Annotated in this window: 23 protein-coding genes and 1 other RNA gene; 9 read left to right on the top strand and 15 right to left on the bottom strand. The window is 45.1% G+C overall.

Annotation, left to right across the window (positions count from 1 at the left end; genetic code table 11):
* Window position 1: 1 nt before the first annotated feature.
* Both IM496_RS06560 and IM496_RS06555 read right to left on the bottom strand, forming a co-directional pair.
* Window positions 2–547 (bottom strand): DUF456 domain-containing protein, encoded by a 546-nt coding sequence (locus IM496_RS06560; RefSeq protein ID WP_287661585.1) that lies wholly within the window; start codon window positions 545–547, stop codon window positions 2–4.
* Between the two features lie 2 nt (window positions 548–549).
* A complete protein-coding gene (locus tag IM496_RS06555) occupies window positions 550–2,019 on the bottom strand; it encodes a TldD/PmbA family protein (RefSeq protein ID WP_287661584.1) in 1,470 nt (489 codons plus the stop codon).
* 183 nt (window positions 2,020–2,202) lie between these two features.
* On the opposite strand from IM496_RS06555, the gene IM496_RS06550 reads away from it, so the two are divergent.
* The 4 genes from IM496_RS06550 (at window position 2,203) to IM496_RS06535 (ending at window position 4,890) form a co-directional block, all read left to right on the top strand.
* The gene (locus IM496_RS06550; RefSeq protein ID WP_194014160.1) at window positions 2,203–2,667 is read left to right on the top strand and encodes a hypothetical protein; all 465 of its coding nucleotides are present in this window, start codon (window positions 2,203–2,205) and stop codon (window positions 2,665–2,667) included.
* Between the two features lie 268 nt (window positions 2,668–2,935).
* Window positions 2,936–3,326: a transfer-messenger RNA gene (gene ssrA, locus IM496_RS06545) on the top strand.
* 29 nt (window positions 3,327–3,355) lie between these two features.
* A complete protein-coding gene (locus IM496_RS06540; protein WP_192575986.1) occupies window positions 3,356–3,724 on the top strand; it encodes an FHA domain-containing protein in 369 nt (122 codons plus the stop codon).
* Window positions 3,724–4,890 carry a pyridoxal phosphate-dependent aminotransferase gene (locus IM496_RS06535; RefSeq protein ID WP_287661583.1) on the top strand — a complete coding sequence of 389 codons (1,167 nt, stop codon included), beginning with the start codon at window positions 3,724–3,726 and terminating at the stop codon, window positions 4,888–4,890. The genes IM496_RS06540 and IM496_RS06535 overlap by 1 nt, the downstream gene beginning before the upstream one ends.
* Window positions 4,891–5,023: 133 nt before the next feature.
* Here IM496_RS06535 and rsmH read toward each other — a convergent pair whose 3' ends face one another.
* Window positions 5,024–5,896: a 16S rRNA (cytosine(1402)-N(4))-methyltransferase RsmH gene (gene rsmH / locus IM496_RS06530; RefSeq protein WP_287661582.1), complete on the bottom strand. Its 873-nt coding sequence runs from the start codon at window positions 5,894–5,896 to the stop codon at window positions 5,024–5,026.
* 244 nt (window positions 5,897–6,140) lie between these two features.
* On the bottom strand, window positions 6,141–7,652 hold the full coding sequence (ilvA, locus tag IM496_RS06525; protein WP_194015713.1) for a threonine ammonia-lyase, biosynthetic: 1,512 nt from the start codon (window positions 7,650–7,652) through the stop codon (window positions 6,141–6,143).
* 396 nt (window positions 7,653–8,048) lie between these two features.
* On the opposite strand from ilvA, the gene rpsU reads away from it, so the two are divergent.
* Window positions 8,049–8,231: a 30S ribosomal protein S21 gene (gene rpsU / locus IM496_RS06520; protein WP_002738938.1), complete on the top strand. Its 183-nt coding sequence runs from the start codon at window positions 8,049–8,051 to the stop codon at window positions 8,229–8,231.
* Window positions 8,232–8,598: 367 nt separating this feature from the next.
* Here rpsU and IM496_RS06515 read toward each other — a convergent pair whose 3' ends face one another.
* The 4 genes from IM496_RS06515 to IM496_RS06500 form a co-directional block, all read right to left on the bottom strand.
* Window positions 8,599–8,904, bottom strand: a complete 306-nt coding sequence (locus IM496_RS06515; protein ID WP_409865214.1) for a zinc ribbon domain-containing protein — start codon at window positions 8,902–8,904, stop codon at window positions 8,599–8,601.
* A 374-nt stretch (window positions 8,905–9,278) separates the two neighbouring features.
* Window positions 9,279–11,036 carry an SUMF1/EgtB/PvdO family nonheme iron enzyme gene (locus IM496_RS06510; protein WP_287661581.1) on the bottom strand — a complete coding sequence of 586 codons (1,758 nt, stop codon included), beginning with the start codon at window positions 11,034–11,036 and terminating at the stop codon, window positions 9,279–9,281.
* Window positions 11,037–11,582: 546 nt separating this feature from the next.
* Window positions 11,583–11,978, bottom strand: coding sequence for a hypothetical protein (locus IM496_RS06505; RefSeq protein ID WP_287661580.1), 396 nt, complete (start codon window positions 11,976–11,978; stop codon window positions 11,583–11,585).
* Between the two features lie 272 nt (window positions 11,979–12,250).
* Window positions 12,251–12,565 (bottom strand): hypothetical protein, encoded by a 315-nt coding sequence (locus IM496_RS06500; RefSeq protein ID WP_287661579.1) that lies wholly within the window; start codon window positions 12,563–12,565, stop codon window positions 12,251–12,253.
* 290 nt (window positions 12,566–12,855) lie between these two features.
* Here IM496_RS06500 and IM496_RS06495 point away from each other — a divergent pair, with 290 nt between their 5' ends.
* The 3 genes from IM496_RS06495 to IM496_RS06485 all read left to right on the top strand — a co-directional run bounded on the left by IM496_RS06495 (window position 12,856) and on the right by IM496_RS06485 (window position 15,708).
* Window positions 12,856–13,359 carry a hypothetical protein gene (locus IM496_RS06495; RefSeq protein ID WP_110577565.1) on the top strand — a complete coding sequence of 168 codons (504 nt, stop codon included), beginning with the start codon at window positions 12,856–12,858 and terminating at the stop codon, window positions 13,357–13,359.
* A gap of 486 nt (window positions 13,360–13,845) precedes the next feature.
* Window positions 13,846–15,060, top strand: a complete 1,215-nt coding sequence (locus IM496_RS06490; protein ID WP_194015704.1) for a hypothetical protein — start codon at window positions 13,846–13,848, stop codon at window positions 15,058–15,060.
* A 48-nt stretch (window positions 15,061–15,108) separates the two neighbouring features.
* Entirely contained in the window at window positions 15,109–15,708 is a 600-nt protein-coding gene (locus IM496_RS06485) for a hypothetical protein (protein WP_149107191.1), read from the top strand.
* Window positions 15,709–15,729: 21 nt separating this feature from the next.
* On the opposite strand, the gene IM496_RS06480 is transcribed toward IM496_RS06485, so the two are convergent.
* From IM496_RS06480 to IM496_RS06455, 6 genes are all read right to left on the bottom strand, one after another.
* A complete protein-coding gene (locus tag IM496_RS06480) occupies window positions 15,730–16,935 on the bottom strand; it encodes a tetratricopeptide repeat-containing S1 family peptidase (protein ID WP_287661577.1) in 1,206 nt (401 codons plus the stop codon).
* 28 nt (window positions 16,936–16,963) lie between these two features.
* The gene (locus IM496_RS06475) at window positions 16,964–17,893 is read right to left on the bottom strand and encodes a S1 family peptidase (RefSeq protein WP_287234371.1); all 930 of its coding nucleotides are present in this window, start codon (window positions 17,891–17,893) and stop codon (window positions 16,964–16,966) included.
* Window positions 17,894–17,930: 37 nt separating this feature from the next.
* On the bottom strand, window positions 17,931–18,554 hold the full coding sequence (locus IM496_RS06470) for a COP23 domain-containing protein (RefSeq protein ID WP_147070744.1): 624 nt from the start codon (window positions 18,552–18,554) through the stop codon (window positions 17,931–17,933).
* Window positions 18,555–18,715: 161 nt separating this feature from the next.
* A complete protein-coding gene (locus tag IM496_RS06465) occupies window positions 18,716–19,804 on the bottom strand; it encodes an isocitrate/isopropylmalate family dehydrogenase (protein ID WP_002774283.1) in 1,089 nt (362 codons plus the stop codon).
* Between the two features lie 199 nt (window positions 19,805–20,003).
* Window positions 20,004–20,240 carry a NifU family protein gene (locus IM496_RS06460; protein ID WP_002744623.1) on the bottom strand — a complete coding sequence of 79 codons (237 nt, stop codon included), beginning with the start codon at window positions 20,238–20,240 and terminating at the stop codon, window positions 20,004–20,006.
* 73 nt (window positions 20,241–20,313) lie between these two features.
* Complete coding sequence (locus IM496_RS06455; RefSeq protein WP_004268696.1) at window positions 20,314–20,961, bottom strand: DUF3386 domain-containing protein; 648 nt, start codon at window positions 20,959–20,961, stop codon at window positions 20,314–20,316.
* A gap of 188 nt (window positions 20,962–21,149) precedes the next feature.
* On the opposite strand from IM496_RS06455, the gene IM496_RS06450 reads away from it, so the two are divergent.
* Window positions 21,150–21,368: a type II toxin-antitoxin system HicB family antitoxin gene (locus IM496_RS06450; RefSeq protein ID WP_287661575.1), complete on the top strand. Its 219-nt coding sequence runs from the start codon at window positions 21,150–21,152 to the stop codon at window positions 21,366–21,368.
* A 13-nt stretch (window positions 21,369–21,381) separates the two neighbouring features.
* On the opposite strand, the gene IM496_RS06445 is transcribed toward IM496_RS06450, so the two are convergent.
* Window positions 21,382–21,581 (bottom strand): hypothetical protein (locus tag IM496_RS06445; RefSeq protein ID WP_287661574.1); only part of this gene is annotated, 200 nt, incomplete at its 5' end.

Here is a 21,581-nt window from a genome sequence, read left to right as displayed (position 1 = left end):
TCTAACTGATAACTGAAGAGAGATGCGGCCAGGTGGTGACAATAAAGACAATAACGGCAGCCGTGGCCAGCATAGCTTTGGCAACGTGACCGATAACCGTACCGACGACGATACCGACACAGACTTTTAGGGATTGTTGCAAACGGGGGGTTAATTCCAAATCGCGACGATAGGCGTATTCTCCCAAAAAAGCCCCGACCACAGGACCGACAAATAAGCCGATAATTGGGCCGCCAATGGGTAAAGCCGGTAAAAGCCCGAATATTCCCGCTAATAAACCCACTACTAGCCCGATTTGACTCCAATTGCTCGCCCCAACTTTTTGGGCGCCGAGATAACTAGCGAGGAATTCCACCCCCAGACTGAGGAGAAGGATAACAAAGGCCACGGTTAAAGCGACCCCCATCCCCGCAAATTTGGTGACAAAACCCCACACCAGCATGGCGATTAAAATCAAACTCATGCCGGGGATAGCGGGCAGCAGTTCGCCAATTGTCCCCACTATCATGATGGCAATGAGGAAATAGTAGAGAATTACTAAAGCCATGATTAGCGACCGCCAACGGTAATAGAATCGACTTTTAAATGGGGTTGACCAACGGTGACATAAACGCTACCACTGACGGAACCGCAAAAACCGGCCGCTAGACCTAAATCTTGGGAACACATAGAGATTTTATTCATAATCTCCTTGGCTGAACCGATTAAAGTTGCGCCTTTCAGGGGTTTAGTCAGGTTGCCATTTTCGATAAGATAGGCCTCCTCGACGGCGAAATTAAATTCCCCGGTCGCCCCCACACTACCACCGCCCATTTTTTTGCAATAAATGCCTTTATCGATGGAATTAAAGAGATTATCGAGGGTATATTCCCCGGGGGCGATGTAGGTATTCCGCATCCGACTAGCGGCCGCATAGGTGTAGTTTTGACGGCGACCGCTACCCGTGCGCGGATGGCCGGTTTTAATTGAACCGGTGCGATCGGCAATGAAGTTTTTTAGGATACCATTTTCAATTAGGAGAGTACGCTGGGCTGGCATTCCCTCATCGTCCATATCGATAGTACCGAAAGCTTTATCGGATAATCCTTCGTCCCAAGCCGTCAGGTTTTCGTGGGCGATTTTTTCGCCTTTTTTATCGAGAAAGGGCGTGGTTTTTTGCTCAATTTGCGTAGTTTCTAGCAAATGGCCGCAGGCTTCGTGGAAGATAACGCCGCCAAATTCATTGGCCATGACGATGGGATAACTGCCGGATTCTACATAGTCAGCGTAAAGCATTTTACCCGCCGATTCGGCCACTTCTGCCGCCGATTCCTCAGCATTCCACGTCCGCAGAAAATCGGGATTACTGGTACTACCCACCCGTTTACCAATGCTAGAACGATTAGTCCCATCGGCACAGAGGAGATTATAGCCCACGGATTGGGTGAGGCGAATATCCCGGGCAAAAGTGCCGTCACTAGCGGCAACTAAAATTTCTTGCCAATCGCGAAAATAAGCGGCGCGACGAGATTGGACGTGAGAGGCTTTCTGATTGAGTTGAACGTTAGCAGTTAGGAGAATATCACCCATTTCTCGCAAAGAACTGCAATTATTCAGCCAAATATCTTTATTTTTGACCGTGGCATAATCCCGGAACATTTCCAGATTGATTTCGGGAATATAGGCGTTAGGACTGGGTAGGTTTAAACCAAGAATCGATAAACCTTTTTCTAGGGCATTTTTTAAGCCTTGGAAGCTTAAATCGTTGGTACTGACATAACAATCGGCTTTACCGCGAAAAAGGCGGATTCCTGCCCCTGTAGATAGTTTCGGTGAGAGACTGGTGATGGTGTCATCTTCGGCTAAACAACTGATATAGTTGACTCTTTCCAGGAAAAATTCGATAAAAGTTGCCCCAGCAGCCCGTCCCAGTCCCATAAGAGTGGACAAAGGGGCTGCCCAAGAGCTATCAAAGCGCTCCAGACTAGGATTATATTTCAGGGTGGGAAGTTCTTTGGAGATGAGTAGAGTGGGTGACATAAAGCTCGTTTATCAGTTAATCTGCTGGTTTCTAGTCTAACAGTTCTCCGTTTTTTGCGTCTTGGGGGCTTTAGTGCCGCCCAACCCTGCTAAATTTTTACCCTTCATATCTCTTAATAAAAACCTTGATTCGAGCGCTGATCGCCCGCAAGATTAAAGAAAGAGCGACTCAGGATCAAAATAATGGCCACAGCGACACAATTCTTAAACATTTCTGACTTGACAAAAGATGATTATTGTGTATTCGGTTTAGCGATTTGTTTTCTTAAACGGGAGGGAGAATTAGAAAAAGTGGCGGTGTTAGAACCGATTCCCTCGGCAGCCCTAGAGGCAATTGTCAAAGGAATTCCCACTTCCTACGAATTTGCCCGCGCCATGGCTTTAGGAGAGGTATTTCAGGACGATAATCCTCAAATACCCAGTAATTTCCCCGATAATGCCCAATTATGCGAGAATTTTGTCGAAAGGGCGATTGCGGCCACTCGCACCTATAAAAATCAACCCCACCTACAAGGGTTAATCTCCTTGGGCGGCCAAAAAGACGATTTAAACTTTTCCCTAGAGAAAAAACGCATCTTAAATGCTGTTCATGTGGTGCGGACGGAGGATAACGTCAAACAACATTCTCACACCCATAAGGTTTTGTAATCAAGATCAGTTCGGATTAGGGAAATTTTGCCGTTTTCCCTGATTCCGAACTCAGGTTATCGCAGTCGAGCAATAGCTGCTCAATTAATTGTTTAGTCTCTGGTGATACTAATCGAGGGCAAATATAGGATAATTTCCCCAAAAATCAGCGATAAAAACCTTTTTTCCCATCTAGACTGGCTCTAACCCTTGGGAAGATCGGAAAAATCCCAATTGAGCCACAATTAGCTTAATCAAAAAATGTGCTATAATCAGAATGTAAGCACAAGGGGCCGTAACGGTTTCGACAGGTTAGCGAAAGCTCCCCCGTGATACAGGTCGAGAGTGAGTCTCCTCTCGTAAATCAAAGGCTCAAACAAAAAGTAAATGCGAACAACATCGTTCCTTTCGCTCGTAAAGCCGCTCCTGTAGCTGCCTAATAGTCTCTAATCGACTCGAGCATTCATAGTTTGACTCCGTTAAGGACTATGGATAAACCCCCAACGGATGCCACGTTTAACTTTCTCTAGTTAGTTAACCGTCTAAGCTTTAACTAGAGCATCCCACTGTCCGGGATAAGTGACAGTCCCCGTTTCGAGGGTAATCGAAACTAAACCTGTGAATGAACGGACAGTCAATACCTAATTTGGACAGCAGTTCGACTCTGCTCGGCTCCATTGATTAGTTGAATGAAAAACCCTTAAAAAAAGTGTCTAAGGCTTTTCTCCTCCACGAAGAAACGGGGACTCTCTTGGAAATTTCGGGACGGAAAAACTGTTTTTATCTGGGAAAGGTCAATCCGAAAGTGACGGTAGATTTAAATCTTTCCCATCTTCCTAATGCGGAAATAGTTTCCCGCGTCCATGCGATTATTTATGTAGAAAAAGACGGTTTTTATCTAGAAGATGCTGGCAGTCTTAACGGCACTTATCTTAATGGGGAAAATCTGCAATCGGGACGCAAAAAGCTGAAAAGTGGCGATAGGATTACTTTGGGATATTACCGGGCGATTAATCTTTTGTTTGAGATCGAATCAGCCAATCCTCCCCAATATACCTTCAAATCTCTTGCCAACTGATGAAAAACCTTCTCTCTCGCATGGACGGGGTGCAAACACCAATTATTCCCGTGGTCGGTCAATTAATTAAAGCGAACCCCGGCACTATTTCCCTAGGTCAAGGGATTGTTTCCTATTATCCACCCCAGGAAGCGATCGAATCTCTATCTTTATTTTTAGCTAATCCCAAAAATCATCAATATCAATCTGTGGCGGGAATTCCCCCCTTATTAGCAGTAATTCGGCAAAAACTAGCCGAAGATAATCGGATAGAAATCAGCGATAAACAGGCAATTTTTGTGACGGCGGGCAGTAATATGGCTTTTATGAATGCCATTTTAGCCATTACTTCCCCGGGGGATGAAATTATTCTCAACACTCCCTTTTATTTCAATCATGAAATGGCCATAAAAATGGCTGATTGTCAAGTAATTTTGGTCGCCACAGACAAAAATTTTCAATTGCGTCCGGCTGCCATTGAAGAGGCAATCACGGAAAAAACTAAGGCAGTGGTGACGATTTCTCCTAATAATCCCACGGGAGTAGTTTATCCAGAAAATACCCTAAGAGAAGTCAATCGAATCTGTCAAAAAAAGGGCATCTATCACATTCATGATGAAGCTTATGAGTATTTTACCTATAACCATGCTCGCCACTTTTCTCCGGCGGCAATTGTTGGCAGTGAATCCTGGACTATTTCCTTATTTAGTCTCTCAAAAGCCTACGGTTTTGCCAGTTGGCGCATTGGTTATATGGTAGTACCAGAACATTTATCTGAGGCGATTAATAAGATTCAGGATACTATTTTAATCTGTCCGCCAGTGATTTCGCAATACGCGGCCCTAGGGGCGTTACAGGTGGGTAAAAGCTATCCTTTAGAACAGTTAAAAACCATCAGTCAAGTTAGAGAAATTTGCCTGAATGCTCTCGAATCAATCGGTGATATCTGTGATGTTGCCACTGCGGAAGGGGCTTTTTATTTCTTCCTGAAAATTACCACAGACAAGAATGATTTTCAGTTAGTTAAAAGTTTAATTGAGCGGCAGCGGGTGGCAGTGTTACCCGGTTCAACTTTTGGGATAACAGAGGGCTGTTATTTGCGTCTTGCCTACGGTGCTTTATCTCCAGAAACGGCTTTAACGGCAGTAGAAAGATTGGTAAAAGGACTGCGTTATTTTAGTCAATGATTTTCAAGAATAAATACCGGCTTTTTTTCTTGGTTTTTACTTTAAGCTCATACTAAATCCAGTTATTAAAAACTGATTATTTCTTCTCCCTGTTTTCTGTTGCCTTTTGCCTCATCTCAATAAGCAATTTAAATTAAGAACAGCTTATCTTTTGGGCTATTCTTAGTTTAGCTGAACGAGAACGGGGATTTTTAGCCTGTTCTTCCCGGCTGGGAATAATCGGCTTTTTCGTGATAATTTTCAAGGAATTATTTTCGCGAAAGCCATACTTGATCAGACGATCTTCTAGACTATGAAAACTGATCATAGCGATAATTCCCTCGGATTTTAGCCAGTGGGGGGCTTGATTTAACAATTGTTGCAGAGAATCTAATTCTTGATTAACAGCGATGCGTAGGGCTTGAAAAACCCGCGTTGCCGGATGAATACGTCCATAACGATAACTAGCGGGTACAGAACTAGCGATGACAGCCGCTAATTCAGTGGTGGTAGTAAAGGGACGTTTTTGGACGATTGAGCGAGCAATAGGACGAGATAAACGTTCTTCTCCGTATTGATAAAAAAGATCTGCTAATTCTTTTTCGTGCCAATGGTTAATAATATCGGCTGCCGTCAGGGATTGACAGCGATCCATCCGCATATCTAAGGCTGCCGTGTGGCGAAAACTAAAGCCGCGCTCGCTCTGATCGAATTGGGGAGAACTGACTCCTAAATCGGCGATAATACCATCAAAACTGCTATTTTGTCCGTTATAATCGGCGAAGTTCCCCCACCAGAGGGTTAAACGGCTATCTAGGTAGGGGGCAAGACTAATTTTAGCGGCTTCTAGGGCGCTTTGATCGCGATCGATGGCGGTTACTGTCGTTTCAGGATGAGCTTCTAAAAGCAGGCGGCTGTGTCCACCACCCCCTAGGGTAAGATCGAGATAATGCCCCCCGGGTTGAATATTTAAGCCGGCGATTAATTCTTGACTCAAAACGGAAATATGGGGAAAATCTTGATTCATATGTACTGATAACTTCCTAAAAATGGCGATTTAACCTAGGGTTTGCTGAAAAAGTTTGTTGGTGGGGGCAGGGTGTGGGGTGTGGGGTGTGGGGTGTGGGGTGTAGGGTGTAGGGTTTTACCGATTTTGAGGTAGTCAGTTGCCTAATTTTCAGGGAAAAAGTGCCTGAATTTTACCCCCGATTTGAGGTCAAAAAAGTCTAAAAGCCTTATCCAACAAGGTTTTTAGATTTATTCAGCCGACTCTAACCTAAAAATAACTGATAGGCCCGGTTTTGACTTTCATCCCAATAGCGATAGCCGAGAGTATCGAGAAAAGCTTGCCATTGATTCATTTCATCGGGGGGGACCTGTATGCCCACGACGATGCGCCCGTAATCGGCCCCGTTATTGCGATAATGGAAAACGCTGATATTCCAGTGGGGACTCATGGAGGCGACAAATTTCATTAAAGCCCCCGGTCGTTCGGGAAACTCGAAGCGATAAAATAATTCATGATCGGCTAAATGCGATCGCCCTCCCACCATGTGGCGCAGATGCAATTTAGTCAATTCATCATCACTAATATCGAGGGTTTTAAAGCCGCAAGCTTCAAAACTCTCGGCTAATTTCTTGGCATCGCTGCGATTTTCGATCTGGGCGCCGACAAAAATATGCGCTTCTTTTTCATCGGCAATGCGATAACTAAATTCGGTTAAATTGCGTTTGCCGACACATTCGCAAAAACGCCGTAAACTGCCCGGTTGTTCGGGAATAGTCACAGCATACAACGCCTCGCGCCGTTCCCCTAATTCCGCCCTTTCCGCCACAAACCGCAGACGATCAAAGTTCATATTCGCCCCACAAGCCACAGCAACGAGGGTTTTATCCTCAATTCCCTCTCTTTCTACATAAGCTTTCGCTCCTGCTACTGCTAACGCCCCCGCAGGTTCTAAAATCGAGCGTGTATCTTGAAAAACATCCTTAATCGCCGCACAAATATCATCCGTATCCACGAGGATAATCTCGTCCACATACTGCTGACAGAGACGAAAAGTCTCCTCTCCCACCTCGCGCACCGCCACCCCGTCGGCAAATAATCCCACTTGGGACAAACGCACCCGATAACCGGCTTTTAGGGATTGATTCATCGCGTCTGAATCCACAGGTTCCACCCCGATAATTTTAATTTCTGGGCGTAAACGCTTGACATAGGCTGCAATACCTGATATAAGTCCACCGCCACCAATAGCGACAAAAATCGCCTCGATCGGTTGCTGATATTGTCGTAAAATTTCCATACCGATCGTACCCTGGCCGGCGATTACCTCTGGATCATCGAAGGGATGGATAAAAGTTAAGCCTTTTTCCGCTTCTAACTGCCGCGCGTAAGCATAGGCATCATCGTAGGTGTCACCGTGCAGGACGACAATCCCCCCCCGGGCTTTTACTGCGTCGATTTTGACTTGCGGAGTGGTGACAGGCATAACGATAATCGCTTGGGTTCCCAATTGCCGCGCCCCCAAAGCGACTCCCTGAGCATGGTTTCCCGCCGAGGCAGCAATCACACCTTTTTGTAACGAATCCCTTGACAAATACGCCATTTTGTTGTAGGCGCCGCGCAGTTTAAAAGAGAAAACCGACTGCATATCCTCGCGCTTGAGTAACAGCTGATTGTGCAAGCGTTGGGAGAGATTGGGGGCAAATTCCAAGGGGGTTTCTTGGGCGACATCGTAGACGCGTGCGGTGAGGATTTGAACCAGGTAATCGCAGTACATTATTCTTTTTTGGCGGTGGGGATTCGCGAGTCGGGCTAGGATCCAGAATAGATCATCGTCGGTCCAGTTAGCAATAAAGAGCTATCAACCGCAGCAATTCTCAGTTTTAGACACAGCAAGCCTTTTAGGGATTTAAAGAACATTTTAAAGGGAGATTTTTGGGGCAACTTTGGGTGTACTATCACGTCAAAAGCCCGAAGACTCGTGAAATGAAATTCGCCATCCCCTTGAATTTTACCCCGTATTATGCGAACTAACTCCCAAAAGCCTTGCTACAGGGCAAATTTAGAATTGCTGATTAAAGGCCGCCTTGATCGCTTTTTACCCTAGATTGTGCTATAGTTAGAAGTTGGCATTTTTTAGGCAGAGAGCAATTAAAGGAGGTGAATTAGGTTAATGACCCAAGTGGTAGTTGGTCAGAACGAGGCGATCGAATCAGCCCTGCGTCGTTTTAAGCGACAGGTAGCGAAAGCGGGAATTTATGCGGATATCAAGAAGCACCAATTTTTTGAAACCCCTCAAGAAAAGAGAAAGCGTAAAGCAGTAGCCCGAAGACGACAAAGAACCCGTCGTCGTTAAAATTCCGCCAGTCAGAAGCTGAATAAAGGCTTCTGGCTGTCTTTTATTTTGATCGGGTTTTGGGGGTTGGGAAACAGATTAGGGAGCAGGGGAGTAGGGATAAAACAGCTGATGGCTGTCTCTTGTAAGAGTGCCTATCTCTACTGGGAAATTAATTCTGCACGACTACTTAGGACTTGCTGAATAAATCTAAAAACCTTGTTGGGTAAGACTTTTAGACTTTTTTTTCCTCAAAAAGTGCTGACCATTGGAGTGATCGGGGGGAAAATTCAGGTACTTTTTTCCTGAAAATTAGGTAATTGACCGTCTGAAAATGGGTAAAACCCCACACCCCACACCCCACACCCTGCCCCCACGAAAAACTTTTTCAGTCAACCCTAACTAGATCGACCGGGTTTAACCGGACGATCTCCAACCGATCGCCTCCGCGAGCGTTTTCTAACACGGTCAGCCCGACCGCGTTTTTTCCTCGGTTCTCGATTACCCTCGCTGATGCCCTATCTCTCGGTTCGATGTGGCCGTAAGAATCACACCGGTGAACTCTTTCCGATAACGCCTTTTTGCCGGTAATCGCGCCACAATTCGGACAATCCTGTGAAGTTCCGTTTTTATCGACCTTAAGATAATATTTTCCCCGTTTCCAAACAACAAACGGTAGTAAGCTAAGACGCATTTAACCCGCTTATTGTTAGATTAGCCGAACCTCCCCCAATCCCTTTACTGTTATAGTCATTTCAATTAAGATTGAGAATATCAATGCCAGAGTCCATAAGAGTTTAACTGGTCTAGAGTGTATCAGACTTATCTGAAATGATTATAGCGGTTCTCGCATCTGTGCGGCACACTTAAACCTTTGCTGATTAAGCTGTTCAGGATCGGAAATGTACCTCTTCTGAATCAGAAACGCTATATATAACCCGCTTAAACCGCTCCCAAAAAGGCAAAAGCTGCCTAGTACGCACCCTAGAAAATCTCAAAACAAAAATCGACCCGCCTAAGGGCGGCAAAAAGAGAAAAAGGGTAAAAAGGGTAAAAAGAAAATAAGGGTTACAGAGTCCTCCCAGCACCGCACACCACCCGAAAACCGTAGTCGTAGAAGTCGTAGTCGCGGCGGTCGTAGTTGAAGCGGTAAGCAGAACGGCAGTGAGGCGGATCGCTGAACCAAGAACCGCCCCGCAGTATTTGAGAATAATTATCCTTTATTAGCCAAGCACTACCATCCTTTGGCGCATTCTTATAGTTATCGTGCCAATTGTCTTCGCACCACTCCCAAACATTGCCACTCATGTCATAGAGTCCCCAAGCATTGGGCTTTTTCTGACCCACAGGATGAATTGTCTGCTGAGAATTTCCGTCATACCAAGCGTAATCTCCTAACTGATTAGCATCATCACCGAAATAAAAGCGAGTAGTAGTCCCCGCACGACAGGCATATTCCCATTCCGCTTCTGTCGGTAGGCGATAGGTTTTCCCGGTTATTTGACTCAATTTCTGACAAAAGGCTTGAGCATCGTCCCAACTAACCTTTTCTACGGGATTTTGGGGATTGTTTGGAAAATAAGAGGGATTGGTTCCCATTACTGCTTCATATTGTGCCTGAGTCACTGGATATTTACCAATCGCAAAACTGTTGACGTTAACTTGGTGTGGAGGCTTTTCATAACTTCGAGCATCGGGATCACTGTCAGGAGATCCCATGAGAAACTCACCTGCTGGTAAGTTCACCATCTCCAGTGTTATCCCATTGGGTAGGTTTTCGGTAAATGAAGTTTGAGGAATAGGAGAGTCACCGACGACGGAGGTGATAAAATTCCCGACTCTCTCGATTACATGGTTGTTGATGCGTTGAATGGCGGTTTCCAGTTCGATTTCCTCGTCGGGGATTTCCACTTCCGTCCATTGCCATCCTTCCTGCTCGGCTCGCTCTAATGCGATCGCTAAACGGCCGCGCTTTTCTTCGCTGGTGACGAGGAAATTGAGCAAACTAGCCGATAGATTCTCGTTTTTGCGGAAAGATACGGCCGATTCGGAACTGAGAATGTTTTGGACGAGGGATTCAACTTCGCTGACACTGCGGGAAAGTTCGCTGTCAATGGTCGCTACTCGATCGATTAAGCCTTGAAACTGCCCGATAATTGGTTTTAGGTATTGTTCTGGATTAATGGCTACTTTGGCCATTTCGATCGCTTCTTTTTCCAGACTATCTAACTCCAGCTGCAACTGATACACTTGTTTGTACCCGTTCAACTCGCCGATCATTTTCGAGAAAACCTGTTTTTGTGTATCCTGATCTTCAGCTAATTTCTGGATACTTTCGCTGATTAGGTCGATTTTCTTGAGCATGAGCAAGCTGGCGCGACCAACAAGAATCACGGTGCGGAAAATCTGCTGTTTCTGTAGTCTCAGGGTATCTCGCAGTTCAGCCGAGCCGATGCTATTCTCCAAAGATTGGCGTTTTCGCTCTGTTTCTGCCAATTTCTGGCATTTAACCGCCACTGCCTCCTTGATTTCCTCGGTCAGTGACTGGAAAAACCGCCGGTATTCATCCTTATGGTCGGTGAGAAATCTGATTAACTGGTTATAGTCCTTGACTAATCTTTCCAATTCTTGAAAAGTTTCCTCGAAATTGAGGGGTTCTTCTTTTTTCCTCAATCCTAACCATGTATTGCGAACCCGTTTTCCGGTTTTAATCAGTTGCTGTCTTTCTTGAATCTGATCCTGCAAAACTAATAAATCGGGGCGATTTAGTTGGGGAAGTTGATAGGTTTTCCGATAAAGCTTGATTTTCGCCGTTTCGTCTGCCATCGCCGTGGTCGCTGAGGATGAGTTTTTTCTATTTTAGCCCGATTTCTGATAATGTCTTTGCTGGATAGAACCTAGCGACTGTTCCAGTGCCTAGTCGCCACAAGGAGCAGGCACCAAGCAGAAGTGTTTAGCCCACCTAGAACGAGAATTAAAAGCTCTCTCACAGAGTCGCTTTCAGGGCAATCGGGATTTTGCCCGCCCAGTGCAATCAGTTACACTTATTTTATCCTAAATCCAGTTATCAAAGACTGATTATCTATTTCTCTTTTCCACCGATCTCGCCGAAAAAGTCGGGAAACTGAAAAACTGGAAACAAATCGGGGTAGTGGTGATCACAGCTTTGATCAGTTCGATCTAGTCCTAGGTTTTAAAAGTTACCCAAAAAGACAGGCAATAATTATCCCCAAAATACTCTGGGGAGTAACCTAAATAACCAACCTCAAAAAAACTCTCTGCTAAACTTGAGTCAGTAGATGCACCCTGATGAAAAAGGAGAGTCAAAGAAAGCTCTCCTTTTTTTTTGTTGAGAAAGCAATTTGGGGGGATTTAGCCGCGGTTAGCAGGTAGTTTCGCCTTGCGCGCCATGTCTTTGAAACCATTCAAACTAGGACCAGGACGACGGCGAGACATACTGGGAGTAATCAAGTATTTTGTCGCAAATTCCACTTCTTGCGGCTCTACTTTGCCGTTAGTAGCGGCTACGGGTGCCGGTGCGCTCACAGGAGCAGCTGGAGTTTCTTTTACTTGCTTTTCTTTCTTGATAGAAGTTTTTTGGGTTTTTTTCTCGGCTACAGGGGCGGCAGCAGACTCCACAGCAGGGGCGGGTGCTTCCACCACAGGTGCGGCTGCTGCCGTGGTTGCTGTCGCTTTTTGTTCACCATCGGTTTCTTTTAGTTCTAGGTAAAAGTCAGATTTTTTGCCACCAAAGAGATTTTTTAACATCGGGGATCACTCCGAGAGTTGGGAAAATGTAAAAGACTAAGTATTTAAAAATTTATCATTGACCGGGATCAGGCAGCAAACAAGATTATTCTCTTGACAATTTCCCTCTTTCATCTATTCTTCTCTAGATAATCGCTACCAGACCAAGTGTTTTAAAACAAGTTAAATTTACAAAAATTAACAAAAATTAAGAGGGAGAAACCCCGACGCAAACAAGGGCAAAAACTGCTGGAGACGTTGCTGACAACGTCTCCAGATTATTTATTGGGGATTTAGCTGGCTGCGGGTACACGACTGCCGCTAACTCCGGGTACAGAACCACGACGAATATTGGTTTCCGTTTCGATGGGAACGAATTCAATATGATTGAGGAGGGTAGTAACGAAAGCAAAGAGTAAAAAAGGCAAAGAGAGGACGACGACTAACCCCACGGTAGCGAGGGCAAAAATTTGTCTAGTGCTACTCCAAAGAGCTAGAGTGGAAGCCAGAGTAAGAAAAATAACGATTAACCAGACGATTATTTGTCCGTAAATATCTCCGAAGGTGAGGGTGCAAACCATGCGATAGTTACGAAAATCCTTATCCATAACAGTAAACCCGTAGATAGTCAGTTATTGTTTTAGGGTAAGTCTAGAATCGTCACCTTGGTCAATATTTAAAGGTTTTTATAAACACTTGTTGATAAATCTTTACAATTCTGCTCCGAGCGGGTAGCCAAATCTAGAGGTAAGAGCGGTATTGCTTGGTTGCCCTTCTGGAAAACTAAGTTGATATTATAAGAATTGATAAGAATTGCTAAGAATTACCAAAAAACTGGCCAAAATTTTGGCGAACGCTCTTTACAATTAAATTATAAAGGCAAGGAGGAGCAAGCCTAATGAAAACTTTTGTTGAGCGTTATTGGTCTTGGTTTAATTGGACAACCTTAGCCATGGTTGTTCTTGGTTTCTGGTTAAGTGCCAGTTTCGTCATCGATTTAATCATTCTTCCCAGCTTATCCGTAGCTGGCATGATGACACAAAATGGCTTTGCCAGTGCCGGTTACTTGCTATTTGGCATTTTTAACCATCTGGAATTAGTTTGTGCGGCGATTGTGCTGTGTAGCTTTGTTGTCTTCCACCGCTATCATACCTTAATCCATCTCCCCGAACATCGATCGCTTCTATTCGCCGGTGTTCTCTTAGTAATCACCCTAATTTACACCTATTTTCTCACTCCTAATCTGAGTGCTATGGGTTTACTAGCTCCCGTTACCGCGTCGGGAATGTCGGGAGAAATGATGTCTTTGCAGATTGGTTACTGGTTTCTAGAAGTGGTTAAAGGTTTAATAGCTTTTACCCTGTTGCGCTGGTGTTGGCGAGATGCCTTTAAGTTAGCTTAGTTTTTGGTGACAAGCGGGGTTCAACCCGCTTTTTTTAGTTCTAGCAATATAATCCGCCTATTTGATTCCTGAACAGAGACGCAGCACAACCGGCGAATCCAGAAATAGAGGTGGTAAATTTTTTACACTTCATTTAGGCAGACTAGGGCCAAAAAGAATCAAGGAAATTTTTAAACCATAGTTCCAGTGAGGGCAAGGATTTGCTTCAGTAATGGCGATGGGGGAGGTGAATTGACAATTGCAGACACCAGTAAAGGAAAGATGGTTCTTCTCGTTTCTGTAGGGATAATTTTCTTTCCAGAAAGATAGTCTTCAAAGCCTTGCCTAGCAAGACTCACACCAATGATAAGCAATGATTATCACACCAACTTCAAGGAGAGCCGGGGGATTCCATGATTGATAACGGACAACTTTGATAACTTGCTATCTAAGAATAAATCAGTTACAATTCTTGCAAATTAATTTCGTCCGTGAGGAAAGCTGGAAGTGTTATTAAAAAAAGCCAAAAGAAACAGCCAGATGAGACAGATATTTTCTGGAGGAATTTTCATTACCTACTGTTTAGGGACGGCCATACTTTGCGATGGGGTGAAAGCCATTCCTTCCCCCTTAGACATTGACGCTGCTTCTATTCGGGTATCCCAGGAAAAAATTATCATTAATTCCCCCGTAGAATTAGAGAGGACAGAAAGAGTTCTGACAACCAATTCCTTCTCGACAACAGAGGGATTAGCCGATAGTAATCTGCCCTCATCCTTAGAAAATAAACTAGAGAAATCTTCCCTCGATACTCTAGCAACAGAAAAGACCGGGACAATTTCAACCCTAGAAGAATGGAAGGCGAATCTAGGGACAATGCAAGCGAGTCAGCTTTTACCAGCAGGAGATAATAACTCTCCAGAAGTCGAAAAATGGCAAGCACAGGCATCCACCCCCGTTGATACCAATGTTTCTCCCGAATTGCAGCGTTTACGTCAAGAGTTTCTGATTGAGGAACCGCAAACCCTTTCTGCGAAACTGGCGGAAGTTGTGGTTGCCCCTGGTGCCAGTATCTCTACTCCCATCGGTTTTGGAGCAAGTCTTGGGCAGATTTTCGGTGGTTTCGCTTTCCAGTCGAGAACCCGTTTTACCAATCAAGCAGATGGTGGGTTAGCCCTAGGGGTCGGTTTAGGAGAACCCCAGAAAATTGTCGGTTTGGATGTAACTATGGCGATTTTGAGCCTTTTTGGTGATAACGCTGGACGGGGTAGTTTTAGCTTTAAAATTCACCGTTCTCTGCCAGAAGGTTTTGCTGTCGCCCTAGGATTTGAAAATGCTATTAACTGGGGTGGGACAGATGCCGGTAGCAGTATCTACGGGGTGGTGAGCAAATTTTTTCAGTTCACAGAAACAACGAAAGAACCCTTTAGTCAATTGACGCTCTCTTTGGGTGTTGGTGGTGGTCGTTTTCGCTCGGAAGGAGCCATCGAAGATGGGGTAAATTCCCTCGGTGTCTTTGCTAGTGCTGGTTTAAGAATTGTTGAACCGGTCTCGGCCATTGTCGAATGGTCGGGTCAAGATTTAAACGCAGGTATCTCCCTGATTCCTTTCCCGAAAGTCCCCTTGACGATTAACCTTGCCGGTGCTGATTTAACGGGCAATGCTGGGGACGGCGCTCGCTTCGTCATGAGTATCGGCTACAATTACTTTTTCCCCCGTTAGTCGGTTTTTAGATTGTCTAATTTAGCTTTTTGAATGAGGATTAAGACCATGTTGATGAAATGGTTGACTAATTGGCAAGTTTCCCTAGTGGCGGCGGTTTTGCTGACCAATTCCCTAGTCTCTCCCGTTATGGCGCAAACCGGCAACCAATCCGATGCCACTGGGGCAATTCTTTCCACCGGTGATTTTGCCGGTCAAACTTTCCCCGGCACCAGGACGGTAACGGGATTTCAGGGGGGAGAACCGGCTCAAATCGCTGTTAATCAGGCGGCTGCTTCTCTGAATACTCTGTTAGCTGATAATAATTTAACCTCCCCCACGGGTACCCCGATTCCCGCAGCCGTTCAGCAATCGCTACTGAGCATCTTAACAACGGATGCACAGGCGGGTAATAATATCAATGCTGTCACCGCCGCTCTTTACTCAGCCCCCGGCGCACCGCCATTAAATGTTATTCAAGACTTATTGGCCAGCTTAGAGAAACTGACCAGGGATGACAAGGTAGTGCCAGCTAAATTGCTGGCGGCGGTGCTGGCCTATAATGCGATGATTTTAGCCAGTAACGAAGAGTTTCTCCGCAATCCCCCCGCAGAACTACGAGCAATTCAAGCATCCTTAGCTAAATTGGTCCAACCGACTATTAGCTAACCCGCATTTTCCCTGCTCACTTCACCATAGTCTCCTTGGATTAGAGGGCTGTGGTGAAGGCTCCACGGTGGGCGCGGTGGTTGGCTGTGAGGGAGTTACAGGAGGGGTATTTCTTCCCCCTAAAGATTCTTGGAGCTTGTCGCGCAGTTTTTTGGCGGTATCGGAGTTAGGATTAATTTTGAGAGCTTGTTCGTAGGCGGCCAGCGCCTCTTGGGGGCGTTTCCAGTAGGTCAAGACCAGACCTTTCCCGTACCAAGCTTGATAGAGTTGAGCATCGAGTTGCAAGGCTTTTTCATAGGCGGCATAGGCGAGGGCTAATTGTCCTAACCGCCACATTTTATTGCCTTGATTAAGCCAGTTTAGGGGATTAGTATCGTTATTATTGGGAACTTCAAAAGCCTTGTATAATTCATCACCAATTTCTTGCAAAGATAAGGCATTGGGGGGCGAATTTTCGACATTTATCTGCCCTTGAATGCCAGACTGGGGTGCTAATTTCAAAAAAGTAGTGATGGGAATAGCGAGACTAAAGCCAATTGGCACGGGAACCTTTTCGATTTTTTCGGCTTCATTTTGTCCGTGAACCGCGATGACTCGTCCATTGAGATCCAACACTGGACCGCCACTCATGCCCCCATAAGTGACACTGGTATAAACTATCTCATACCCCAACTCTGGGGGAAATATTTTCAGCAAGGGTGTAATGTATTTGGGCAGCACTTTCCCCACATTGAACAATCGTTTCCGCTTGCCGATAAATTTCGGGTCGGGCCATCCAGAAGCAAAAATAAATTGTTCGTCAGCTACTTGATAGTTAGCCAAGGTCGCTAACTGATAATTTTGGTCGCTCTGAAACTGCACGAGAGCTAGATCTACTCCTGGTAATTTTTTGATGCTATTGTAATCGAGCGGATATTGCTTGCCATCCCAGGTAATAATTTTAAGTTGATCGTAATAGAACTTGCAGGCATCTCTAGCATCTTTACAGATCACATGACTGGCAGTAAGAACAGTATAAACTCTTCCTTCTTTGGCAATAATTGATCCAGAGCCATTGGAAATAATTTTCCCATTCGCCCCCTCTTCTTCTGAGGGGATTAAAACGGTAATCTTTTCAGCAATTTTTTCTATCTGCTCAGTTGTTGATGCCTTAGCAATCTGAGGAGAAACCACAAACACCGCTATACTAACTAGGGCGGCGGAAATTTTCAAGAAATTGTTGCTCATCTGGTTTAAAAATACAGTTGAGTGGAATTTACCAGAGTGGTGTGCGAGCGGGATTCTTTTCTCTTGGGGTTGACGAGGATGGAGAAGGAAAATCTTCCCAGAAAGTGGGTTCTCTATGGGTGGGAAGCGGTGGGGGTGACACTGCGGGCCGTTGCCGACTGGAAGCAGATGGAGAAGATGACCCCGATTGTAAAAAAGTCCCGATAGGAATCGCCCAACTTAATCGACTCATTTGTTCCCACAGTGCTGGTGAAGTCACTGTTCCGTCAGCAAAAACGTAGGATTTACCCCAGAGAGGATAAGCATGAATCCCGTTAATACCAATAACTTTACCTTGCCGATTCAGCAGCGGTCCGCCACTCATGCCATTTTTAATCTTATTGGTGTAGCCGATTTGGTAGCCTCCCGAAAAGGATTTATCACTCAAAAGCGACACTTTACCCACGGTGAAGGTAAATCCCTGTTCTGTCGGGCGATCGCCATCGTAGGGAAAGCCGGCGGCGAAAACTTCATCTCCGATAGCGAGATCATCAACATTAGCCAAATCAGCAATAGAATAAACTTGGCTACTGCGAAAAGAAATTAAGCCTAAATCATAATTATTCAAGCGAATTGTTCTGACCAACTGACCCCGATGTATCTTGCCGTCAGGGGTTTGTATTTGCCAACCCCGAGAGCGATCCCGCCCTAAAACATGGTCATTCGTGAGAACTTTGTAGGAAGCACCCTGCTTTTCAACTAAAATGCCCGAACCCCAGCCTTGCTCTGATAACACCTTAACGGTAATTGCTCTAGCCAACTGAAGCAGCTGTTGTTGTGAAAGTTGTTGAGAGCTATAGGCATTGGCCTGGTTAGGTTCCAGAGCGGGAGCATAGCTTGGGACAGCAAGCAAAAGTGTGGACAGTCCCAATAATAAACCGCCCGCACCAGCCAAAATTCTTTTTATCGCCCGACTCACTTGATCACTATGCTCCTATCTATAGAACTAGAAAAGTTTACCAAACAGAACCGCCTGATGGTTTTTGGGGCGACTGTTCGGGGGAAGTCCCTGGCGCCGGAGAAGAGGACGAACCAGTAGCCGGATTTGTTTCTGCGGGAGCGTTTTCTAGGAATTTGTTGAAATGGACAGTGGCAGAATCCGATGAGCTTTCAAACAAAGGACTGCTGCTGGCCCCCTCCCGGAGGTCAAATAGCTGTGCGATTTTCTGGGTTGCGTTTTCCCCTCTCTTGAGGGTGAATAATAGGTTAGCACTATTAGCCCGTTCTCGTCCATCACTGGGGGAATAGATGACCGGCAGACCATTGAGATAGCCAGTGGTAATAATATCAATTCCGCTTGGTCGAGCGTAAAGGGCATTGAATCTTCCGGTCACTTCTTGACAACGTTGCATGGGAGTGTAGCCGGAACCACTAAAATAACGAGAAACCCAACGAATCACAGCTTTGTATTCATTAGGGCCGACTTTGGCATAGGTTGTGGGAACTCCTATATAGGGGCCCGTCATTGGTACAAGACACTCGAATATGGTTTGAGCTTGGCTCGGTGATTGTAAGGTCAAGGCAGCTCCTACACCAATCAGAGCAATGGTCAGAGTTTTTGTCAAAGTTTGTAGTTTCATTGTTCTTATCCTAATCCTGCAAAGGGACTCTGTTACACACTTCAAAGGTAGCCGTTATTTCTCCGCAAAACAAACAAAAGCAAGGCCTTTGCAACAATTCTTATTTTTTGGGATTAGCTTTTCTTCAAACTCCTGTTAAGATAGCAATCAGATGAGTTCGTTTACCCCAAAGCAGACCAAACTTCTAACTTACTGACCACGCGACGAATCACCTCATCGGTAAACTCACTCATGGTCATTTGGCCCCCTAAATCGGGGGTTTTTTTGCCCTCGTGAATAGTTTCAAAGACACTTTCATAAATTGCCCTGGAAGCTTTACGCGCCTCGCTAGTTTCGATATAACCTAACAAAGCTGCCGAGGCTAAAATCATCGCCATGGGATTAGCGATATTTTTGCCCTCTAAAGCGGGGGCAGTGCCGTGGGGAGCTTCTGCCATAATAGTTTTAACCGCTAATGTCTCCTCATCAAATCCCAAAACTAAACTTTCGGCCCCGGCAATACTGCCATAGAGTTGCAAGACAAAATCAGATAATAAATCGCCATCGCGATTAAGTGCTGGAATCACCAAAGCTTCGCCGTCGGTTTGTAAAAGTAGGGCAAAAGTTGCATCAATTAACAGGGGTTGATAACGCACTTCCGGATGTCTTTGGGCCGCCGCGTCTAATTCCTCTTTAAACATCCCTTCGTAGGTGGCACTAACGGTGAATTTTGGGCCGCCAAATACCCGCGCCCCGGTTTTTTTGGCCTGTTGAAAGGTAAACTCGGCCACAGCGCGACTGGTAGCCCTAGAAATGCGGGAGGTGCGATAGGCAATTTCATCGCCGGTGGCAGTGGTTTCTCGCCATTCTTTGGCCCCGTAGGCATCATCAACGGCCATGCGGACAATGGCAATGGGAGAATAAACGCCCCCAATCGGACGAATACCGGGGATACGGCGACCGATACGGAGAATTACCTGAGAATTCATTGCTTCTCTTAAAATAGCGTTGGGACTGCCCACATCTCCTTTAATTTCTGGGGTAATAGTGGCAGCTTTGAGAGCTAATCCGGTTTTTAGAGTCGCTTCGGCGGCCTCATGAACCACTTGATTGTTACTCTGGCGACGCTGGGCTAAACTAAGATCAAAATCGGCAAAGTTAAGCGGTTGACGAATTATCGAGGGTTGCAATACTCTCAGGGCTTCTAGTAATAGTTCTTCTCCAGTTTGGTCGCCGTGCATGACCACAATGGTGGGGATATTTTCAGTCATAATTTTTGAGTTTTAATAAAAATTTTCAAGTATATCTTAATGCTTAATTGGCTGGTTAATCGGCTAAAAAAGATACTTTTTACCTTAATTAATTCTGTAATTTTATCGATCTTGCAGAAAAAAATATATAATTAATATTATGCCCGATCGCTAATTAAATTAACAATCGGGCGCTAGTGAGAATTAATTAACCCAAGATTTAGAGAGCTTGTTCAACTTCGGCAATTTCTGGAATCATTTCCCGGAGACGACGTTCGATGCCCATTTTTAGGGTCATGGTGGAACTGGGACAGGAACCGCAAGCGCCTTGAAGACGCACTTTGACGACTGGCCCGTCGATTTCGACTAATTCCACGTTACCACCATCGGACATCAGGTAGGGGCGCATTTCATCTAAGACTTTTTCGACGTTATCGGGAGTCAGTGTTAAAGACATAATCAGCCTCTGGTCAGAGATTTATTAGAGTGTAGTTACTTCAATCCTAACGCTTTTTGGGCGGGGATAACCCTTAAGATTCTAAAAGCTGTAGATTGATAAAAGTAAATTCTGTGGTGGATTTTTCGCCCCCGGCATCGATTGCGTTAATTACTTGACAGGAGGGTAAATAATAATTACCGATTTTTTCGTAGGTTTCCTTAAAGTCACGTTTTCCCTTTAATTCATCGGTTTTAGCATTGCGGAAAATGGCATTATAGCGAATAGAAATATAACCTTCTCCCGTATCGAGACTTTCCTCGGTATTAATAGTAAAAGCCATCGGTCCCATGACTCGACTGACTTGACAGATTTCCTGGCCGCGGACTTTATAATTAGACCCCATCGCATCGCCGGTGACAAGAATTTCTACCGCACCGGTGGGATCATCTTGCCCAAAATTAAACTGGTTTTTGCCGTGGGAAGCATCAAAATTGCCTCTTTTGCGGTGAGTAACAATGTCGCGCATTTGATTATAAATACTTTCTTGCACTTTCTCGTCATCAATGCCCGTTACTTCCACACTATAATCGGCATTAACTTGAATTTTGCCCGTATGGACTTCCTCCCCTTGGGTGAGGATAATATCGGCAGTGTAACCGGGAAATCCTTCATCCCAAGTGTAACGGTTTTCGTAGGCGGAGCGGAAAATATCTCGGGCGTTCGTCGTGGCTACAGTCATAATCGCTTTACTTGTGTTGATAACTCTATTTATATCATTGTCGTTGATTTTTTCACCTCTGGCCGAGATTTCTAGAAAACTAGATGAATTTGACAGCTTAGGGAAAAAGTCAGTTAGAATCGATTAAAGACCCGTCCCTTGCTCAATTGCCATAAATCTAAATAAGCAGAAAATAAACATGAGCAGTTATGACAAAATTAAGTCCAAAAGTTAATGCAATTATTCGTTCTGGTGAACAACAAGGATATGTAGGTGAATGCGTGGAAATTTCGATTGTCACCCAGGGGAATACCTTAGACGAGGTGGTTAATAATCTCCAAGAAGCCATTTTACTGCATTTAGAGGAAGAAGACCCCAGGGAGTTCGGTCTAGTTGCCAAACCTTCTCTACAGATTACATTTGAGTAATTTGTAGGATGGGTTAGCGGTAGCGTAACCCATGCGGGTGTTGGGTTTCATGCTTCAACCCAACCTTGGTCAGAAAAGACCGCTTCGTAGCAAGGGTCACCACCATAATCTCCCTGACAAAACTCGAACAGTCGCCGGGGTCGTGGCGAAAACAATCAATTTTTAAGCTAAGAGACCGTATCGGGCAAGGATGAGTAAAATCAAGGGGATGCT

This window comes from Microcystis sp. M049S2 (assembly GCF_020245625.1).
GTDB classification, from domain to species: domain Bacteria; phylum Cyanobacteriota; class Cyanobacteriia; order Cyanobacteriales; family Microcystaceae; genus Microcystis; species Microcystis ichthyoblabe_A.
The sequence above is the reverse complement of the archived record's forward strand: the minus strand, read 5'-3'. Positions and strand labels throughout refer to the sequence as shown.

Excerpts from the sequence above, each read along its gene's own strand:
- IM496_RS06560 (WP_287661585.1), bottom strand. The coding sequence starts at position 547 with ATGGCTTTAGTAATTCTCTACTATTTCCTCATTGCCATCATGATAGTG.
- IM496_RS06555 (WP_287661584.1), bottom strand. The coding sequence starts at position 2,019 with ATGTCACCCACTCTACTCATCTCCAAAGAACTTCCCACCCTGAAATAT.
- IM496_RS06550 (WP_194014160.1), top strand. The coding sequence starts at position 2,203 with ATGGCCACAGCGACACAATTCTTAAACATTTCTGACTTGACAAAAGAT.
- IM496_RS06535 (WP_287661583.1), top strand. The coding sequence starts at position 3,724 with ATGAAAAACCTTCTCTCTCGCATGGACGGGGTGCAAACACCAATTATT.
- rsmH (WP_287661582.1), bottom strand. The coding sequence starts at position 5,896 with ATGAATCAAGATTTTCCCCATATTTCCGTTTTGAGTCAAGAATTAATC.
- ilvA (WP_194015713.1), bottom strand. The coding sequence starts at position 7,652 with ATGTACTGCGATTACCTGGTTCAAATCCTCACCGCACGCGTCTACGAT.
- rpsU (WP_002738938.1), top strand. The coding sequence starts at position 8,049 with ATGACCCAAGTGGTAGTTGGTCAGAACGAGGCGATCGAATCAGCCCTG.
- IM496_RS06515 (WP_409865214.1), bottom strand. The coding sequence starts at position 8,904 with ATGCGTCTTAGCTTACTACCGTTTGTTGTTTGGAAACGGGGAAAATAT.
- IM496_RS06510 (WP_287661581.1), bottom strand. The coding sequence starts at position 11,036 with ATGGCAGACGAAACGGCGAAAATCAAGCTTTATCGGAAAACCTATCAA.
- IM496_RS06505 (WP_287661580.1), bottom strand. The coding sequence starts at position 11,978 with ATGTTAAAAAATCTCTTTGGTGGCAAAAAATCTGACTTTTACCTAGAA.
- IM496_RS06500 (WP_287661579.1), bottom strand. The coding sequence starts at position 12,565 with ATGGATAAGGATTTTCGTAACTATCGCATGGTTTGCACCCTCACCTTC.
- IM496_RS06495 (WP_110577565.1), top strand. The coding sequence starts at position 12,856 with ATGAAAACTTTTGTTGAGCGTTATTGGTCTTGGTTTAATTGGACAACC.
- IM496_RS06485 (WP_149107191.1), top strand. The coding sequence starts at position 15,109 with ATGTTGATGAAATGGTTGACTAATTGGCAAGTTTCCCTAGTGGCGGCG.
- IM496_RS06480 (WP_287661577.1), bottom strand. The coding sequence starts at position 16,935 with ATGAGCAACAATTTCTTGAAAATTTCCGCCGCCCTAGTTAGTATAGCG.
- IM496_RS06470 (WP_147070744.1), bottom strand. The coding sequence starts at position 18,554 with ATGAAACTACAAACTTTGACAAAAACTCTGACCATTGCTCTGATTGGT.
- IM496_RS06465 (WP_002774283.1), bottom strand. The coding sequence starts at position 19,804 with ATGACTGAAAATATCCCCACCATTGTGGTCATGCACGGCGACCAAACT.
- IM496_RS06460 (WP_002744623.1), bottom strand. The coding sequence starts at position 20,240 with ATGTCTTTAACACTGACTCCCGATAACGTCGAAAAAGTCTTAGATGAA.
- IM496_RS06455 (WP_004268696.1), bottom strand. The coding sequence starts at position 20,961 with ATGACTGTAGCCACGACGAACGCCCGAGATATTTTCCGCTCCGCCTAC.
- IM496_RS06450 (WP_287661575.1), top strand. The coding sequence starts at position 21,150 with ATGACAAAATTAAGTCCAAAAGTTAATGCAATTATTCGTTCTGGTGAA.